Origin of the sequence: Streptomyces sp. NRRL B-1140 (assembly GCF_001280065.1) — a bacterium.
In the GTDB taxonomy this organism is placed as follows: Bacteria; Actinomycetota; Actinomycetes; order Streptomycetales; family Streptomycetaceae; genus Streptomyces.
The window spans coordinates 28,567-45,313 of sequence record NZ_LGEA01000148.1; the positions used below are offsets into that span (position 1 = coordinate 28,567).

Below are 16,747 nucleotides of genomic sequence, written 5' to 3' on the forward strand. Positions count from 1 at the left end.
CGCTCACTTCAGCCTGCTCGAGGCGAGGATGGACACGAGGTGCAGCAGCGTCTGCAGCAGGGCAATGCCGGCCAGCACGGCGACGCCGAGCCGGGTGAAGAACAGGTCGCCGCGCATCTGGTCCACGATCGCGAGGACCAGGATCAGCAGGGACGCCTCGATGCCGAGGATCAGCCGGTGGAACTTGAAGGCGGCGGCGGCCCTGCGGGCCAGCGCCATGCCGGAGGAGCGCATCTCCGCGGCGGCCTCCTGGACCGGCGGCTTGCCGGCCTGGTGGCGGGCGACGCCGACGAGGTCGGTCTCGGCCTTGATCAGGATGGCGCCGAGGGCGGCCAGGGTGCCGAGGAAGGCCCACAGCCAGTCGATGCGGCCGCTGCCCCACAGGTCGGCGGCGCGCAGACCGAAGCCGGTGAGCACGGCGGCGTCGGTCAGGTAGGCACCGACGCGGTCCAGGTAGACACCGTTGAGCGAGTACTGCTTCTTCCAGCGCGCGATCTCGCCGTCGACGCAGTCCAGCAGCAGGTACATCTGGACGCACACCACACCGAGCACGGCGCCCGCGATCCCCGGCACGAGCAGTGCCGGGGCCGCGAGCACACCGAAGACGGTCATCAGGTACGTGAGCTGGTTGGGTGTGACCCTGGTGTTCACCAGGTAGCGGTCGACCCGCAGGGACACCTCACGCATGTAGAGGCGTCCCATCCAGTGCTCACCGCTGCGCCGGTCCTTCACCCCTGCGGGGTGAACGACGGGGCGTAGTTCAGCTACCGATGGCCTTGACATAGTCGGCGTAGATGTCCTTGATCTGTTCGGTGTTCAGGTCGAGGTGTTCGAGGATGGTGTAGCGGCCGGGCCGGGTCTCCGGGGCGAACTCGACGGCCTTGACGAACTCGTCCGTCGTGAAGCCGATCTCGTCCGGCAGTACGGGCAGGCCGTGCCGGCGCAGGACCTCGGCCATGTACGCCGACTCCTCCCGCGCCCCGCGCAGCCACATGGCGAAGGCCGCGCCGAGACCGCACTGCTCGCCGTGGGCGGCGGCCCGCTTCGGGTAGAGCAGGTCGAAGGCGTGGTTGATCTCGTGGCACGACCCCGAGGCCGGCCGCGAGTCACCCGAGATCGACATGGCGACGCCGGTGAGGACGAGCGCCTCGGCGAGTACCTGCAGGAAGTCGTTGTCGCCGACCCCGCCCGGGTGCCGGAGCACCGCCTCGCCCGCCTGACGGGCCATGGCGGCGGCGAGTCCGTCGATCTTCTCGCCCTTGACGCGGTTGGCCAGTTCCCAGTCGGCGATCGAGTTGATGTTGGAGATCGCGTCACCGATGCCCGCGCGCACGAAACGCACCGGGGCCTCGCGGATGACGTCCAGGTCGATGACGACCGCGATCGGGTTGGGCACACCGTAGGAGCCGCGGCCCGCGTCGTTGTCGAGGGTGGCGACCGGCGAGCACAGGCCGTCGTGCGCGAGGTTCGTCGGCACGGCGACCAGGGGCAGGCCGACGCGTGCCGAGGCGAACTTGGCGCAGTCGATGATCTTGCCGCCGCCGAGGCCGACGACCGCGTCGAAGTGGCCGGCCTTTATGTCGCTCGCCAGCCGGACCGCGTCGTCGAGGGTGCCGCCGCCGACCTCGTACCAGGTGGCGCCGGGCATGCTCGGCGAGATGCGCTCGCGCAGCCTGGCGCCGGAGCCGCCGCTGACGGCGACGGCGAGGCGGCCCGAGTGCGAGATGCGCTCGTCGGCGAGGACGCACGCCAGGTCCTCGAGGGCACCCGGGCGGATGTCGACGACGAGCGGTGAGGGGATGAGCCGGGTCAGTACTGGCACGCGATCTCCCGTCCGCGGGCGAGGTCGTCGTGGTTGTCGATCTCCACCCACTTGACGTCGCCGATCGGCGCCACGTCGATGCGGAAGCCGCGGTTCACGAGCTCCTGGTAACCGTGCTCGTAGAACTGCTGCGGGTCGGTCTCCCACACGGCCTTGAGCGCGTCGGCCAGCTCGGGGGCGGCGTCGCCCTCGATGAGGGTGACGCCGATGTACTCGCCGGTGGCCTCGGCGGGGTCCATCAGCTTGGTGATCTTCGTCATGCCCTTCTCGGGGTCGACGACGACCTTCATCTCCTCGTCCGCGAGGTCCTTGACCGTGTCGAGGGCGAGGATGATCTTCTTGCCGTCGCCGCGGGCGGCCAGCAGCGTCTTCTCGACGGAGACCGGGTGGACGGTGTCGCCGTTGGCGAGGATCACCCCGTCCTTGAGGGCGTCACGCCCGCACCACAGGGAGTAGGCGTTGTTCCACTCCTCGGCCTTGTCGTTGTCGATCAGGGTGAGCTTGAGGCCGTACTTCTGCTCAAGGGCTTCCTTGCGCGCGTACACGGCCTCCTTGCGGTAGCCGACGATGATCGCGACCTCGGTGAGACCGATCTCGGCGAAGTTGCCGAGGGTCAGGTCGAGGACCGTGGGTTCGCCTTCTATGCCCGCGGGGCCCACCGGCACCAGTGCCTTGGGCAGGGTGTCGGTGTAGGGGCGCAGACGCCGTCCGGCGCCGGCCGCGAGCACGAGGCCGATCATGCGGTTTCTCCTTCATCGTGTACGGCGGGTGCGCCGCCCTGGTGGGCGCCGACCCAGAAGCGGATGCTCTCGACGAGCACCACGAGGGCCACCGCCACGGCCAGTGCCGTGAGCGCGACCTTGAACTGCGAGGCGGTGAGCAGCGCGGCGAGGACGGTGACGAGCAGCGTCCGCCCTTCGTGCCCTCCGATGGAGCGCACCAGCCAGGCCGGGGGCGCTCCGGCGTCGCCGCGGATGCGGTAGACGGTGTCGTAGTGATGGTAGGCGACCGCGGCCACCAGCCCGAAGACCGCGGGGAGGGCCCCGTTCACGTCCGCCTTGGCCGCCAGGACCAGGACCGTGCCGTACTCGGCGGCGCGCAGGAACGGGGGGACCAGCCAGTCGAGGGCGCCCTTGAGGGGGCGGGCGACGGCGAGGCCCGAGGTGAGGGCGTAGGCGAGGGCCGCGACGACCGGCCAGGGACCGCCGAAGTCCGTCAGCGCCGCGGTGAGGACGACGGCGAGGCCGCCGAGCAGGGCGACGACGGGGGCGGTGAAGCCAGGCAGCCCGCGGGCGGGCTTCTTGAGCGCCTCGGCGAAGCCCTGGGCGAGAGGGCCGCTGTCGGCGAGGTCGGCCAGGGCGGCGGCCGCCCGGTCGGTCCGCCTGGCCTTGCGGGTCAGGGAGCGCAGCACGCGCCCGGCCGTGGTGTACGTCGCGGCGAAGGCGCAGCCGGCGAGCAGCGCGTAGAAGGTGATGCGGGGCGTGGTGAGCGCCGTCAGGACCGCGATCATCGCCCAGCGCTCGCCGATGGGCAGGACGATCATGCGGCGGACCCAGACCGTCCAGCCGACGCTGTCGAGCTTGTCGGAGAGGGCGGCGGTGGGGCTCGTGTTGGCGGTGGCGTCGTGGTTGGCCTCGTTGAAGGAGAAGTCCACGACGTGCCGGCAGGTCTGCAGGACCATGGCGCCGAGGGCGAGGGCCCATACGTCGTCGCCGCCCCGTGCGGCTCCGAGGGCGAGGCCCGCGTAGTAGGCGTACTCCTTGGCCCGGTCGAAGGTGGCGTCCAGCCAGGCGCCGAGCGTGGAGTACTGCAGCGAGTAGCGGGCGAGCTGGCCGTCGGTGCAGTCCAGCACGAAGGACGCGATCAGCAGGACGCCGGCCGCGACGAAGCCGCCGCGGGTGCCGGTGGCCGCGCAGGCCGCCGCTATGAGGGCGGTGATCAGCGAGGCGGTGGTGACCTGGTTGGGGGTCAGGCCGCGGCGGGCGCACCAGCGGGCGATGTAGCGGGAGTACGGGCTGATGCAGTAGGTGGTGAAGAAGCCGTCGCGGGCCTTCACGGCCGACTTCAGGCGTACGGCCTCGTCGTCGACGTCGGTCACCGCCTGCCGTGCCTCGTTGCGCGCCTGCGGGTCGGTGGGGACGGCGGCGACCAGGCTGCCCAGCTCGGGGCGGTGCACGGCGGTGCCGTCGGCGTCCAGGGCGGTGAGGATGCGGTCGGCGAGGCTGTCGACGAGGGTGGTGCCGCCGCCGGCGGAGTTCTCGCGGGCCATCGCCCGGGTCAGCGCCTGGCGCCCGGCGGGCTGGGCGGTGACGGCGCCGGGGATCGCGGCGAGCGGGAAGCGGGGGTCGGTGAGGCCGAGGCGCAGCGCGTGCACGTGGCCCACGAAGCGGGCGTCGACCAGGGCGACCCGCTCGTCGCCCGGCACCTCGGCGAGGAGGGTCTCGGCCTCGGCGGCGTCGCTCGCGGTCCGGAGGTCGAACCCGAGGGACCGCAGGTCGGCCTCGATCGACGATCCGGGGACCGGCTGGCCGGTGAGGATGGCGGTCGACAACCGAATTCACTCCCTGGGTACCGGCGCGTCGACGCCGGTGACGTACATGATGGGGCGCCTTCTCCGGTGGCTGCCGGGCGGCGTGTCGGCAGAGGCTATCGGATGCCGGGAGGGCCACGTTCACCGCCCGTTCGGCGGATGGATCGACGCGGTTCGCACGAGCCTTTGCCGCGATCATCATCGTGGATCCGGGGCCCGCCTCACAAACCGTGGCTGTTAAGCGGACATCGGGGACATGGGGCAGGCGGTGGCCGTGGCCGCATAGGGTGGGCGACCATGACGTGGCTGATCACCGGCGGTGCCGGCTATATCGGAGCACATGTGGCCAGGGCCATGACCGAGGCCGGGGAACGCGTTCTCGCCCTGGACGATCTGTCGGCCGGGGTGCCCGCGCGCCTGCCTGCCGAGGTTCCGCTCGTGCGGGGCTCCTCGCTGGACGGGTCGCTGCTGAAGCGGGTCTTCGCCGAGCACGGCGTCACGGGTGTGGTGCATCTCGCGGCGCGCAAGCAGGTCGCCGAGTCCGTCGCGCAGCCCACGCGCTACTACCGGGAGAACGTGGGCGGCCTGGCGACCCTGCTGGAGGCTGTCGCGGGAGCCGGGATCCAGCGTTTCGTGTTCTCCTCGTCGGCCGCCGTGTACGGCGATCCGGGTGTGGACCTCATCACGGAGGACACTCCTTGCGCGCCGGTGAACCCGTACGGCGAGACCAAGCTGGCCGGGGAGTGGCTGGTGCGGGCTGCGGGAGAGGCGCACGGGATCTCCACCGTATGTCTGCGCTATTTCAACGTGGCGGGCGCCGCCGCGCCGGAGCTGGCCGACACGGGCGTCTTCAACATCGTCCCGATGGTCTTCGACCGGCTGACGCGCGACGAGGCGCCCCGGATCTTCGGCGACGACTACCCGACCCCGGACGGCACCTGCGTCCGTGACTACATTCACGTCGCCGACCTGGCCGAGGCCCATCTCGCGGCGGCCCGCCGGCTGGCCGGGGACGGCGGCAAGGGTGATCTGACGGTCAACATCGGCCGCGGCGAGGGTGTGTCCGTCCGTGAACTCGTCACGATCATCGGTGAGGTCACCGGCGACCGCCGGCCTCCGCTCGTCGAGGAGCGCCGCCCCGGGGACGCCCCCCGTGCGGTGGCCTCGGCCGCCCGGGCGGCCGCCGAGCTCGGCTGGAGCGCCCGGCGCGGGGTGCGCGAGATGACCGAGTCGGCCTGGCGGGGCTGGCAGCTCCACCACGGCTCCAGGCCCCCCGCGGCGCCCTGACCTGCGTGTCGTTTCCGCAGGTCAGGGCACATGACAACGGTGTTCAGTGCCGCGTTGCACATACCCCCTCCCCGTAGTTCACTGGGGCCCCGAGCACGAGCAGGCGGACACAGGGAGGCTGACTTCTCATGGGGGCTGGGCACGATCACGGGCACGCGCACGGCGCGGGGGCCGGCGGTACGGCGACCTCGGCGTACCGCGGCAGGCTGCGTGTCGCGCTGGCGATCACGCTCGGCATCGTGGTCGTGCAGATCGTCGGGGGTGCGCTGGCCGACTCACTGGCGCTCGTCGCGGACTCCGCGCACATGGCGACGGACGCCCTGGGCCTGGGCATGGCGCTGCTCGCGATCCACTTCGCGAACCGGCCGCCCAGTGAGCGGGCCACCTTCGGCTACGCCCGGGCCGAGATCCTCGCCGCCCTGGCCAACTGTCTGCTGCTGCTCGGGGCCGGCGGGTACGTCGTGTACGAGTCGGTCCAGCGCTTCATCGACCCGGCGGAGACCGAGGGCCGGCTGGCTCTGCTGTTCGGCGCGATCGGCTTGGTGGCGAACCTGGTGTCGCTGTCGCTGCTGATGCGCGGGCAGAAGGAGAGCCTGAACGTGCGCGGCGCTTTCCTGGAGGTGGCGGCCGACGCGCTCGGTTCGGTCACGGTGATCGTCTCGTCCGTGGTGATCATGCTCACGGGCTGGCAGGCCGCGGACCCGGTCGCCTCGCTCGTCATCGCGCTGATGATCGCGCCCCGGACGTGGAAACTGCTGAGCGAGACGCTCTCGGTGCTGCTCGAGGCCGCTCCCAAGGGTGTCGACATGGCGGAGGTGCGGTCGCACATTCTCGCCACGGACGGTGTGGAGGACGTGCACGATCTGCACGCCTGGACGATCACCTCCGGTATGCCGGTGCTGTCGGCGCACGTCGTCGTCAGTTCGGAGATTCTGAACGCCATGGGCCACGAGAAGATGCTCCACGAGCTCCAGGGCTGCCTCGGCGACCACTTCGACGTGGAGCACTGCACCTTCCAGCTGGAACCGAGCGGGCACGCGGAACACGAGGCACGGCTCTGCCACTGACCCGGCCGCTCCGGAGTTGTACGACGCGGGCGCGGCGGTGGGCAGGCGGGAGCAGGTGGGGCGCACTCTGCGACGTGCGCGCCGACGGACGCAACCCTCCGCCTGACACCCGCGCCTTGAGCCCCACAACCCGGGGAGGGGCGAATTTCCGCCTGCCCGGCCGGGCACGATCATCTACCGGGTCCCTTTTCCCGGCGTCCGACCGGTGCCGGCCGCGGTCCGCGCCGCCGCGCGGGACATGCGGGCGTGCCGCGAAGTGCCGGGAGTGCCGGATTCGTACGGCAGACTTGGGGCGCGAAGACCGATGTGAAGGATGGGTATGCCGATCACACCTGCCACCGCGACGCACAACCCGTCGAACGGCACCGCAGACGCGATTTTGCTGGAACTGGTCGACGAGGACGGCGTGACGATCGGCACCGCGGAGAAGCTCGCCGCCCACCAGCCGCCCGGACAGCTGCACCGCGCGTTCTCGGTGTTCCTCTTCGACGAGTACGGCCGGCTGTTGCTCCAGCAGCGCGCGCTGGGCAAGTACCACTCCCCCGGTGTGTGGTCCAACACGTGCTGCGGCCACCCCTACCCCGGCGAGGCGCCCTTCGCGGCGGCGGCACGGCGTACCTTCGAGGAGCTCGGCGCGTCCCCGTCCCTGCTGGCGGAGGCGGGCACGGTCCGCTACAACCACCCGGACCCGGAGTCCGGCCTCGTGGAGCAGGAGTACAACCACCTCTTCGTAGGCATGGTGCAGGCCGTGGTGCGGCCGGACGCGGAGGAGGTGGCGTCGACGGTGTTCGTGACCCCGCCGGAGCTGGCGGAGCGGCACGCCAAGGACACCTTCTCGTCCTGGTTCATGACCGTCCTGGACGCGGCCCGGCCGGCGATCAGGGAACTGACGGGCCCGTCGGCCGGCTGGTGACCGGGTCCCGGTGACGGGACCTCAGACGAAACGCGCGGGCTGGAGCGGCAGGGCGGCCCAGATCACCTTGCCGCCGCTCGCGGTGTGCTCGACCTCGCACACACCGCCCGCCTCCCGGGTCACCTCGCGCACCAGGAGCAGTCCGCGCCCCCCGGTGCGGCCGTGGTCGGCCTCGAGCGCGGTCGGCCGGTACGGATGGTTGTCCTCGACCGACACCCGGAGCCACTCGGCACCGACGGCCAGCTCGACGGCGATCGTCGGGGACAGCACGGCCGCGTGTTTCACGGCGTTCGTGACCAGCTCGGAGACGATCAGCAGCAGCCCTTGCGCCACATCGTCGGCGACCGGCACCGCCTGACGCAGCAGCAGGTCCCGCACGGCGTGCCGTGCCTGGGGGACCGAGGCGTCGACCGCCGGTGCGGTGAACCTCCAGACCCCTTCGTAGGGCAGCGGATCCGCGGGCCCCGGGCCGAGGGGCGCCGCGCCGCCCTCTGGGCGTGGACCGAACCCACGCCCGTCGTCGTCCATAGTCCGGTCGCCACCCTCGCGCTCGATTGTCGCCACACACCGAGTGTTGGGAACGATGCGCCTCGCGCCCCGGAACTGAACAGAAGTCAGCACGTATCGAGCGCTTCTGACCGTTGGCGTATGACACGGTCAGTTGTGGGACTGGTCCTGTCCCTGTTGTGCCGTCTCGGTGAACTATTCGGGTTGTACGGGTTTGGCATCCGGATAGCATCCGGCGCATGGAGCCGCAGCTGCAGCACCGCGTGACCGACTCGGTCGCGACGGTCGTCATACGTCATCCCGAGAAGCGCAACGCCATGACGGCCGCGATGTGGCGCTCCCTCCCTCCGCTGCTGGAGGAGCTCGCGGGCGATCCCGCCGTGCGGGCGCTGGTGCTGACCGGTGAGGGCGGCACGTTCTGCGCCGGGGCCGACATCTCCACGCTGCGGGGTTCGCCCGAGGAGGCGCAGGGGCTGGCCGTGCGGGCCGAGGAGGCGCTGGCCGCGTTTCCGAAGCCGACGCTGGCGGCGGTCCGGGGCCATTGCGTGGGCGGCGGCTCGCAGCTGGCGGCGGCCTGCGATCTGCGGTTCGCCGAGGAGGGGGCGCTGTTCGGTGTGACGCCCGCGAAGCTCGGCATCGTGTATCCGGCCTCCTCGACCCGGCGACTGGTGTCCCTGGTGGGGCCGGCCACCGCCAAGTACCTGCTGTTCTCCGGGGAGCTGATCGACGCGCGGCGAGCGCTGCGCACCGGGCTGGTGGACGAGGTGCTGCCCGAGGGCGAACTCGGCAAGCGGGTCGCGGAGTTCACCCGGGTCCTCGCGTCCCGTTCGCAGCTGACACAGGCGGCGGCCAAGGAGTTCGCGGACGGGCGTACGGACCGGGACGACCACTGGGCCGGGCAGGCGCGCGCGAGCGGCGACACCGCGGAGGGTGTCGCCGCCTTCCTGGAGCGCCGGCAGCCGCGGTTCGGCTGGAGCGTGCCTACGTCAGGATGACGCCGGAGTGCGTGCGGAACAGTTCGACGAGGTGCGCGGGGGCCTTCCCGGGTGAACCGGCGTCGTAGGGCGGCTGCGGGTCGTACTCGGCGGCGAGCTGGACGAGCTGTGCGTGGTCGTCGCCCGCGATCCGGCCGAGCAGGGTCAGTCCCATGTCGATGCCGGAGGAGACGCCGGCCGCGGTGACGTACTTGCCGTCGGTGACGACCCGTTCTCCCGTGGGTTCGGCGCCGTGGCGCTTCAGTTCCTCCAGCGCCAGCCAGTGGGACGTGGCGCGCCGGCCCCGCAGGAGTCCGGCGGCGGCGAGCAGCAGGGAGCCCGTGCACACGGATGTCGTCCAGGTGCTGGTGGCGTCGGCGGTGCGCAGCCAGGTGAGCAGGGGGCCGTCCGCCGCCAGCGGCAGCGGGCCCGGGCCGCCGGGGACGACGATGATGTCGGGGCGGGGGACGTCGGCCAGGGCGCGGTCGGCGGTGATCGCGAGGTTCCCCGAGTCGTTCCGTACGGGGCCGGCCTCCTCGGCGACGAAGACGGTCTCCGCGTCCGGGAGCCGGCCGAGGGTCTCATAGGGGCCGACGGCGTCGAGGGCGGTGAAGCGGTCGTAGAGGACGATGGCGATCTGCACGGAGTTCCTTCCGTCGGCGGATGTGGTGCGTTCGGGGTGTCCGGGGCGTTCAGGGCGTGGTCGCGGGGCGGAAGCGGCGGCGGTATTCGGCAGGGGGCGTTCCGAGCGTCCTGACGAAGGCGCGGCGCATGGCCTCGGGCGTGCCGTAGCCGCTGGTGCGGGCGATCTCCTCGATGCCGTCGCCGGTGTCCTCCAGCAGGCGCCGGGCGTGTTCCAGGCGGACGCGGTCCACGTAGCGGCCCGGTGTCATGCCGGTCTCGGCGCGGAAGGCGCGGGCGAAGTGGCGGGGCGAGAGGCGGGCGCGGGCGGCGAGGGTGTCGACGCAGAGGTCCGCGGCCGGGTGGTCGGTGATCCAGCGCTGAACGTCCCGGAGGGGCTCGCGCTGTGCTGTCTGGGCTGCGAGCTGGGCGCTGAACTGGGCCTGGTTGCCGGGGCGGCGCAGGAACACCACCAGGTGGCGGGCGATGGTCAGGGCGGCGTCCCGGCCCAGGTCCTCCTCGACCAGGGCGAGGGCGAGATCGATGCCGGCGGTCACGCCCGCCGAGGTGGCGATGTGCCCGTCGCGTACGTAGACGGGGTCGGGGTCGATCTCGACGGCCGGGTGGGCGCGGGCGAGCCGGTCGCAGTACGCCCAGTGGGTCGTGGCGCGGCGGCCGTCCAGCAGGCCCGCCTCGGCGAGCACGGCGGCACCGGTGCACACCGAGACCAGGCGCCCGGCGCGCGGTCCGCGCTCGCGCACCCAGCCGACCAGGCGCGGGTCCGGCCGCAGGCTGCCCGTGCCCCCGGGCACCAGGAGGATGTCGGGGTCGGGCGCGCGGGCCAGCGGCTCGTCGGGGACGAGGGTCAGACCGCTGGTGGTCCGCACGGGTGCCCCGTCGAGTGAGGCCGTGCGGATCCGGTACGCACCGGGGGCGAGCAGGTCCGCGCCCGCGAAGACCTCCAAGGGGCCGGTGACGTCCAGACTCTGCAGGCCGTCGAAGAGGACGGCGAGAACCGTGCGGGGGGCCATGCCGTCGATTCTTCGCGGGGCGCCGCGTGGCGGCAAGGACGAGTACCCCACCTTTCCTGCCATGCGGCGCCCACCCGTGGAGCACATACCAAGCGGTTGGTAACCTGCCGGGCATGACGACTGCCGCTCTGGAGCCGCGCGCCGGCCGACGCTGCCACACCGTGCTCAACTCCCTGCACGCGACGCACTACTTCTCACCCGACCTCGGGCGCGAGCTGGGCGCCGTCGGGGTCACCGACCCGCGTGCCGTGAACTTCGCCGTGCGGGCCGCCGCCTTCGGACCGGTCGGGGCCGGGGTGGTGACGGCCGCCTTCTACAACTACAAGCACGAGCTCGTGGCCCGGTACGTGCCGGCGGTGTGGGAGACCGCCACCCCGGGGCAGGTCCTGGCCGCACGCACGCGTGCCGTCGACGCGACACTGCGCCGCCTGATCGGTGAGGAGGCCCTGGCATCGGCGGAGATGGCCGAGGCCGCCCGGCTGGCGCTGCGCGCCGCCGAGGCCTGCTCGCGCGCGGCGCGGCCGCTGTACTCGGCACACGCCGACCTGCCCGTCCCCGAGGAACCGCACCTCGCCTACTGGCACGCGGCGACCCTGCTGCGCGAGCACCGCGGCGACGGGCACCTGGCCGCGCTGATGTCCGCGGGCCTCGACGGCCTGGAGGCGATGGTGACCCACACGGCGACGGGCAAGGGCATGGCTCCGAAGTGGGTGTGCGCCACCCGGGGCTGGAGCCGGGACGAATGGGAAGCGGCGACGGACCGGCTGCGGGCGCGCGGGCTGCTGGAGGCCTCGGGCGACCTCACCGAGCGGGGCGTGGCCCTGCGCCGGGAGATCGAGGAGGAGACGGACCGTCTGGACCGCGCCCCGTACGAGCATCTCGGCCCGGACGGAGTGGCCCGGCTGACCGAGCTGGGCGGGGTCTTCGCGCAGGCGGCACTCGGGGCGGGGGCGTACCCCGCGGATCTGATCGGCAAAGGGTGACGCATAGTGACGCGTCTTCGAGGTACCCGCACTCCACCGGCCGACGAGGTCGGGAGTGGAGAAAGGGGAATTTCGTGTTCCGTGCTATCGCAGACGTGCTGCGCCAGATCGGCGGCGCCATCGCCACCGTCGTGACCCTGCCCTTCCGGGCCCTGGCCCGGCTGTTCGGCGGAGCCTCGTCCTCCACCCGCAGGGCCTGATCCGCAATCCGACCTGCCGGGTGCCGCCCTGATCCCCATGTGCCGGTGCCACCTGCCACAATTGCCGCGCAACCTCAGCGGAGAAGGCGGTACGGGATCGTGACGACACCCGGGTCCAACGGGTCCATCAACACAGTGTCCATCGAAGGCAGGATCGCCGAGGAGCTCGGCGTACGGGAGCGGCAGGTCAGGGCCGCCGTGGAACTGCTCGACGGCGGTTCCACGGTGCCCTTCATCGCCCGCTACCGCAAGGAAGCGACGGAGATGCTCGACGACGCGCAGCTGCGCACCGTCGAGGAGCGACTGCGCTATCTGCGGGAGCTCGAGGAGCGGCGGACGGCGATCCTGGAGTCGGTGCGCGAGCAGGGCAAGCTCACCGAGGAGCTGGAGGCGAGCATCCGGGGCGCCGAGACGAAGGCGCGCCTGGAGGACATCTACCTCCCGTACAAGCCCAAGCGGCGCACCAAGGCGCAGATCGCCCGCGAGGCCGGGCTGGGGCCGCTGGCGGAGGGGCTGCTAGGCGATCCCACCGTGGATCCCCTCGCCGCGGCCGCCGCGTTCGTCGACGCCGACAAGGGCGTCGCCGACCCGCAGGCAGCCCTCGACGGCGCCCGCGCGATCCTCACCGAGCGGTTCTCGGAGGACGCCGACCTGATCGGCGAGCTGCGCGAGCGCATGTGGGTGCGCGGGCGGCTCGCCGCCAAGGTGCGCGACGGCAAGGAGGAGGCGGGCGCGAAGTTCGCCGACTACTTCGACTTCGCCGAGCCGTTCACCGAGCTGCCCTCGCACCGCATCCTCGCGATGCTGCGCGGCGAGAAGGAGGAGGTCCTCGACCTCGTCCTGGAGCCCGAGGAGCAGACGGACGGCCCCTCCTCGTACGAGGGGATCGTCGCCCAGAAGTTCGGGATCGCCGACCGGGGCCGCCCCGGGGACAAGTGGCTGAAGGACACGGTCCGCTGGGCGTGGCGCACCCGCATCCTGGTCCACCTCGGCATCGACCTGCGGCTGCGGCTGCGTACGGCCGCCGAGGACGAGGCGGTGCGGGTCTTCGCCGCCAACCTGCGCGACCTGCTGCTCGCCGCCCCGGCGGGCACCCGCGCGACGCTCGGCCTCGACCCCGGTTTCCGTACCGGTGTGAAGGTCGCCGTGGTCGATGCGACCGGCAAGGTCGTCGCCACGGACGTCATCCACCCCCACGTCCCGGCCAACCGGTGGGACGAGGCCATCGCCAAGCTGGCCCGCCTCGCCAGGGAGCACGCGGTCGAGCTGGTCGCCATCGGCAACGGCACGGCGTCCCGCGAGACCGACAAACTCGCCGGGGAGCTGATCGCCAAGCACCCGGAGCTGAACCTGACGAAGGTGATGGTGTCCGAGGCCGGCGCGTCCGTGTACTCGGCGTCCGCCTTCGCCTCGCAGGAGCTGCCCGACATGGACGTGTCGCTGCGCGGCGCCGTGTCGATCGCCCGCAGGCTCCAGGACCCGCTGGCCGAACTGGTGAAGATCGACCCGAAGTCGATCGGCGTCGGCCAGTACCAGCACGACCTGTCCGAGGTGAAGCTGTCGCGTTCGCTGGACGCGGTGGTGGAGGACTGTGTGAACGGCGTGGGCGTGGACGTCAACACGGCGTCGGCCCCGCTGCTCGCCCGGGTCTCCGGCATCACCTCCGGGCTCGCCGAGAACATCGTGGCGCACCGGGACCAGAACGGGCCCTTCAAGGCCCGCGGCGAGCTGAAGAAGGTGGCGCGGCTCGGCCCGAAGGCGTACGAGCAGTGCGCGGGCTTCCTGCGGATCCGCGGCGGCGACGACCCGCTGGACGCGTCGAGCGTGCACCCGGAGGCGTACCCGGTGGTCCGGCGCATGGTGAAGACCGCCGGGCAGGAGGTCGCCTCGCTGGTCGGCAACACCGGGGTGCTGCGCTCGCTGCGGCCGCAGGACTTCGTGGACGACACGTTCGGTCTGCCCACCGTCACGGACATCCTGAAGGAGCTGGAGAAGCCGGGCCGCGACCCGCGCCCGGCCTTCAAGACGGCCGCCTTCAAGGAGGGCGTGGAGAAGATCTCCGACCTGTCGTCCGGGATGATCCTGGAAGGCGTCGTCACGAACGTCGCCGCGTTCGGGGCGTTCGTCGACGTCGGTGTGCACCAGGACGGCCTGGTGCACGTCTCCGCGATGTCGAAGACGTTCGTGAAGGACCCGCGGGACGTGGTGAAGCCCGGCGACATCGTCAAGGTGAAGGTGCTCGACGTCGACATCCCGCGCAAGCGGATCTCGCTGACGCTGCGTCTGGAGGACGAGGCGGCCCAGCAGGGACAGCAGGGCGGCGGCTCGGGTGAGCGCCGGCAGCGGGGCGGGCGTCCGCCGCAGCAGCGGCAGGGCGGACGTGGTGGCGGCCGTGGCGGTGGCGGCGGTTCGCGTCAGGCACCGCCGCCTGCCAACAGCGCGATGGCCGATGCGCTGCGCCGCGCGGGGCTGGCGGATCCCAAGGGCGGCAAGCGCTGACTGTTCCTTCCGGGAGACCGTGGGGAGCTGCGGGCCCGTTGTGGCTGGTCGCGCAGTTCCCCGCGCCCCTGGGAAAGAGGCGCTTCGCGCCCCTTCCGTTCTAGGGTTGCTGAATGCGTGCCATCACCTGGGAAGTATCCGGGAGCAGGGGGTTCGAGACCGCCTGGGTCCAGATCGCAAATGGCGTACTGCGGGCGCGTGGGCGAGCCGTCGGGACCATTCCCGAGCCGTACTGGATCACGTACGAACTCGATACGGCCGACGGGTTCGTGACCCGCCGGCTGCGGGTGACGGCCGAGACCGCGGACGACGTGCGCACCCTCGGCCTGCGGCACGACGGTCACGGCCGGTGGACCGCGGACGGTGAGCCGCTGCCCGCCGTCGACGGGGCCCTCGACTGCGATCTCGGGCTGTGCCCGCTCACCAACACCATGCCGGTGCTCCGCCACGGGCTTCATCAGGTGCCCGGCGAGCGGGAGTTCCTGATGGCCTGGGTGTCGGTGCCGGACCTGACGGTGCGGCCGTCGCGGCAGACGTACACGCATCTCGGGCCCGGGCGGGCCCGGTACTCCTCCGGTGACTTCCGCAGCGATCTCGAGTTCGACGACGAGGGATACGTCGTCGACTATCCGCATCTGGCCAGGCGTCTGACGGCCCGCTAGCGCTCGGTCACCTTGCCGCCGGCCACCTCCAGGCGGCGGGTGACGTGCACGGCGTCCAGCATGCGGCGGTCGTGGGTGACCAGCAGGAGGGTGCCCTCGTAGGCGTCGAGGGCGGACTCCAGTTGCTCGATGGCCGGCAGGTCGAGGTGGTTGGTCGGCTCGTCGAGGACCAGCAGGTTGACGCCCCGGCCCTGGAGCAGCGCCAGCGCGGCCCGGGTGCGCTCGCCCGGGGAGAGGCTCGCCGCGGGGCGCAGGACGTGATCGGTCTTGAGGCCGAACTTGGCCAGGAGGGTGCGGATCTCGACCGGTTCGGTGTCCGGGACGGCCGTGCGGAAGGCGTCGAGCAGCGACTCCTCGCCGTAGAACAGTTTGCGGGCCTGGTCGACCTCGCCGAGCAGGACGCCCGAGCCGAGTGCGGCGTTCCCGGCGTCGAGCGGGACCCGGCCGAGGAGGGCGCCGAGCAGCGTGGACTTGCCGGCGCCGTTCGCGCCCGTCACCGCCACCCGGTCCGCCCAGTCGATCTGCAGGGAGACGGGGCCGAGGACGAAGCCGTCCCGGCGCACCTCGGCGTCCCGCAGGGTCGCGACGACGGCGCCCGAGCGCGGGGCCGACGCGATCTCCATCCGCAGCTCCCACTCCTTGCGGGGCTCCTCGACCACGTCCAGGCGCTCGATCATGCGCTGGGTCTGGCGGGCCTTGGCGGCCTGCTTCTCGCTGGCCTCGCTGCGGAACTTGCGGCCGATCTTGTCGTTGTCGTTGCCCGCCTTGCGCCGCGCGTTCTTCACGCCCTTGTCCATCCAGGAGCGCTGCGTCTGCGCGCGGTCCTGGAGGGCCGCCTTCTTGTCGGCGTACTCCTCGAACTCGTCGCGGGCGTGCCGGCGGGCCACCTCACGCTCCTCCAGGTAGGACTCGTAGCCGCCGCCGAAGAGGTTGATCTGCCGCTGGGCGAGGTCGAGTTCGAGGACCTTGGTGACGGTGCGGGTGAGGAACTCGCGGTCGTGGCTGACGACCACCGTGCCGGCGCGCAGGCCGCTCACGAAGCGTTCGAGGCGCTCCAGGCCGTCCAGGTCGAGGTCGTTGGTCGGCTCGTCCAGGAGGAAGACGTCGTAGCGGGACAGGAGCAGGGAGGCGAGTCCGGCGCGGGCCGCCTGGCCGCCGGACAGGGACGTCATCGGCTGGTCCAGGCCGATCGCGAGACCGAGGCTGCCGGCGACCTCCTCGGCGCGTTCGTCGAGGTCGGCGCCGCCCAGCCCGAGCCAGCGCTCCAGGCCGGCGGCGTAGGCGTCGTCGGCGCCGGGTGCCCCGTCGACCAGGGCCTGGGTCGCCTCGTCCATGGTCCGCTGGGCCTCGGCGACGCCGGTGCGGCGGGCGAGGAACGCCCGTACGGTCTCGCCGGGCCGGCGGTCCGGTTCCTGCGGGAGGTGGCCGACGGTGGCGGTCGGCGGGGACAGGCGCAGTTCGCCCTGCTCGGGGGTGGTGAGGCCGGCGAGCATACCGAGCAGGGTGGACTTGCCCGCGCCGTTGGCGCCGACCAGGCCGATCACGTCGCCGGGCGCGACGACCAGGTCGAGCCCGGTGAACAGGGAGCGGTCGCCGTGGCCGGCGGCGAGGTTCTTGGCGACGAGGGTGGCAGTCATCAGGGCGCCGATCC

General features: G+C 72.2%; 16 protein-coding genes. 8 read left to right on the plus strand and 8 right to left on the minus strand.

Going from position 1 to position 16,747, the window contains the following annotated elements:
- Positions 1-3: 3 nt before the first annotated feature.
- From ADK65_RS33425 to ADK65_RS33440, 4 genes are read right to left on the minus strand one after another with little or no spacing between them, the layout of a single operon-like run.
- Positions 4-783, minus strand: a complete 780-nt coding sequence (locus ADK65_RS33425) for a CDP-alcohol phosphatidyltransferase family protein (RefSeq protein ID WP_078956276.1) — start codon at positions 781-783, stop codon at positions 4-6.
- Positions 761-1,822 carry an iron-containing alcohol dehydrogenase family protein gene (locus tag ADK65_RS33430; RefSeq protein WP_053674835.1) on the minus strand — a complete coding sequence of 354 codons (1,062 nt, stop codon included), beginning with the start codon at positions 1,820-1,822 and terminating at the stop codon, positions 761-763. Before ADK65_RS33430 ends, ADK65_RS33425 begins: the two co-directional genes overlap by 23 nt.
- The gene (locus ADK65_RS33435) at positions 1,810-2,562 is read right to left on the minus strand and encodes a sugar phosphate nucleotidyltransferase (protein ID WP_053674837.1); all 753 of its coding nucleotides are present in this window, start codon (positions 2,560-2,562) and stop codon (positions 1,810-1,812) included. The genes ADK65_RS33430 and ADK65_RS33435 overlap by 13 nt, the downstream gene beginning before the upstream one ends.
- The gene (locus ADK65_RS33440; RefSeq protein WP_053674839.1) at positions 2,559-4,373 is read right to left on the minus strand and encodes a DUF5941 domain-containing protein; all 1,815 of its coding nucleotides are present in this window, start codon (positions 4,371-4,373) and stop codon (positions 2,559-2,561) included. The genes ADK65_RS33435 and ADK65_RS33440 overlap by 4 nt, the downstream gene beginning before the upstream one ends.
- 276 nt (positions 4,374-4,649) lie before the next feature.
- Here ADK65_RS33440 and galE point away from each other — a divergent pair, with 276 nt between their 5' ends.
- The 3 genes from galE (at position 4,650) to idi (ending at position 7,619) form a co-directional block, all read left to right on the plus strand.
- A complete protein-coding gene (gene galE, locus ADK65_RS33445) occupies positions 4,650-5,639 on the plus strand; it encodes a UDP-glucose 4-epimerase GalE (RefSeq protein WP_053674841.1) in 990 nt (329 codons plus the stop codon).
- 128 nt (positions 5,640-5,767) lie between these two features.
- Positions 5,768-6,706, plus strand: coding sequence for a cation diffusion facilitator family transporter (locus tag ADK65_RS33450; protein WP_053674843.1), 939 nt, complete (start codon positions 5,768-5,770; stop codon positions 6,704-6,706).
- Between the two features lie 319 nt (positions 6,707-7,025).
- Positions 7,026-7,619, plus strand: a complete 594-nt coding sequence (idi, locus tag ADK65_RS33455; protein WP_053674845.1) for an isopentenyl-diphosphate Delta-isomerase — start codon at positions 7,026-7,028, stop codon at positions 7,617-7,619.
- Between the two features lie 21 nt (positions 7,620-7,640).
- On the opposite strand, the gene ADK65_RS33460 is transcribed toward idi, so the two are convergent.
- Positions 7,641-8,147 carry an ATP-binding protein gene (locus tag ADK65_RS33460; protein WP_053674847.1) on the minus strand — a complete coding sequence of 169 codons (507 nt, stop codon included), beginning with the start codon at positions 8,145-8,147 and terminating at the stop codon, positions 7,641-7,643.
- 218 nt (positions 8,148-8,365) lie between these two features.
- Here ADK65_RS33460 and ADK65_RS33465 point away from each other — a divergent pair, with 218 nt between their 5' ends.
- Positions 8,366-9,121 carry an enoyl-CoA hydratase/isomerase family protein gene (locus ADK65_RS33465; protein WP_053674848.1) on the plus strand — a complete coding sequence of 252 codons (756 nt, stop codon included), beginning with the start codon at positions 8,366-8,368 and terminating at the stop codon, positions 9,119-9,121.
- Here ADK65_RS33465 and ADK65_RS33470 read toward each other — a convergent pair.
- Positions 9,108-9,743 carry a DJ-1/PfpI family protein gene (locus ADK65_RS33470; protein ID WP_053674851.1) on the minus strand — a complete coding sequence of 212 codons (636 nt, stop codon included), beginning with the start codon at positions 9,741-9,743 and terminating at the stop codon, positions 9,108-9,110. The genes ADK65_RS33465 and ADK65_RS33470 overlap by 14 nt on opposite strands.
- A gap of 49 nt (positions 9,744-9,792) precedes the next feature.
- Positions 9,793-10,752, minus strand: a complete 960-nt coding sequence (locus ADK65_RS33475; RefSeq protein ID WP_053674853.1) for a GlxA family transcriptional regulator — start codon at positions 10,750-10,752, stop codon at positions 9,793-9,795.
- Between the two features lie 113 nt (positions 10,753-10,865).
- On the opposite strand from ADK65_RS33475, the gene ADK65_RS33480 reads away from it, so the two are divergent.
- The 4 genes from ADK65_RS33480 to ADK65_RS33490 all read left to right on the plus strand — a co-directional run bounded on the left by ADK65_RS33480 (position 10,866) and on the right by ADK65_RS33490 (position 15,096).
- Positions 10,866-11,735, plus strand: coding sequence for an SCO6745 family protein (locus tag ADK65_RS33480; RefSeq protein ID WP_053674855.1), 870 nt, complete (start codon positions 10,866-10,868; stop codon positions 11,733-11,735).
- Positions 11,736-11,809: 74 nt separating this feature from the next.
- The gene (locus tag ADK65_RS39690; protein ID WP_267889763.1) at positions 11,810-11,935 is read left to right on the plus strand and encodes an LPFR motif small protein; all 126 of its coding nucleotides are present in this window, start codon (positions 11,810-11,812) and stop codon (positions 11,933-11,935) included.
- 99 nt (positions 11,936-12,034) lie between these two features.
- Positions 12,035-14,434, plus strand: coding sequence for a Tex family protein (locus ADK65_RS33485; RefSeq protein WP_053674857.1), 2,400 nt, complete (start codon positions 12,035-12,037; stop codon positions 14,432-14,434).
- A gap of 113 nt (positions 14,435-14,547) precedes the next feature.
- A complete protein-coding gene (locus ADK65_RS33490) occupies positions 14,548-15,096 on the plus strand; it encodes a putative glycolipid-binding domain-containing protein (protein WP_053674859.1) in 549 nt (182 codons plus the stop codon).
- Here the strand turns inward: ADK65_RS33490 and ADK65_RS33495 are convergent.
- On the minus strand, positions 15,093-16,733 hold the full coding sequence (locus tag ADK65_RS33495; RefSeq protein ID WP_053674861.1) for an ABC-F family ATP-binding cassette domain-containing protein: 1,641 nt from the start codon (positions 16,731-16,733) through the stop codon (positions 15,093-15,095). The two genes, ADK65_RS33490 and ADK65_RS33495, sit on opposite strands and share 4 nt — an antisense overlap.
- Between the last annotated feature and the right edge of the window lie 14 nt (positions 16,734-16,747).

Excerpts from the sequence above, each read along its gene's own strand:
- ADK65_RS33475 (WP_053674853.1), bottom strand. The coding sequence starts at position 10,752 with ATGGCCCCCCGCACGGTTCTCGCCGTCCTCTTCGACGGCCTGCAGAGT.
- ADK65_RS33480 (WP_053674855.1), top strand. The coding sequence starts at position 10,866 with ATGACGACTGCCGCTCTGGAGCCGCGCGCCGGCCGACGCTGCCACACC.
- ADK65_RS33465 (WP_053674848.1), top strand. The coding sequence starts at position 8,366 with ATGGAGCCGCAGCTGCAGCACCGCGTGACCGACTCGGTCGCGACGGTC.
- ADK65_RS33435 (WP_053674837.1), bottom strand. The coding sequence starts at position 2,562 with ATGATCGGCCTCGTGCTCGCGGCCGGCGCCGGACGGCGTCTGCGCCCC.
- galE (WP_053674841.1), top strand. The coding sequence starts at position 4,650 with ATGACGTGGCTGATCACCGGCGGTGCCGGCTATATCGGAGCACATGTG.
- ADK65_RS33425 (WP_078956276.1), bottom strand. The coding sequence starts at position 783 with ATGTCAAGGCCATCGGTAGCTGAACTACGCCCCGTCGTTCACCCCGCA.
- ADK65_RS33460 (WP_053674847.1), bottom strand. The coding sequence starts at position 8,147 with ATGGACGACGACGGGCGTGGGTTCGGTCCACGCCCAGAGGGCGGCGCG.
- ADK65_RS33495 (WP_053674861.1), bottom strand. The coding sequence starts at position 16,733 with ATGACTGCCACCCTCGTCGCCAAGAACCTCGCCGCCGGCCACGGCGAC.
- ADK65_RS33490 (WP_053674859.1), top strand. The coding sequence starts at position 14,548 with ATGCGTGCCATCACCTGGGAAGTATCCGGGAGCAGGGGGTTCGAGACC.
- idi (WP_053674845.1), top strand. The coding sequence starts at position 7,026 with ATGCCGATCACACCTGCCACCGCGACGCACAACCCGTCGAACGGCACC.
- ADK65_RS33450 (WP_053674843.1), top strand. The coding sequence starts at position 5,768 with ATGGGGGCTGGGCACGATCACGGGCACGCGCACGGCGCGGGGGCCGGC.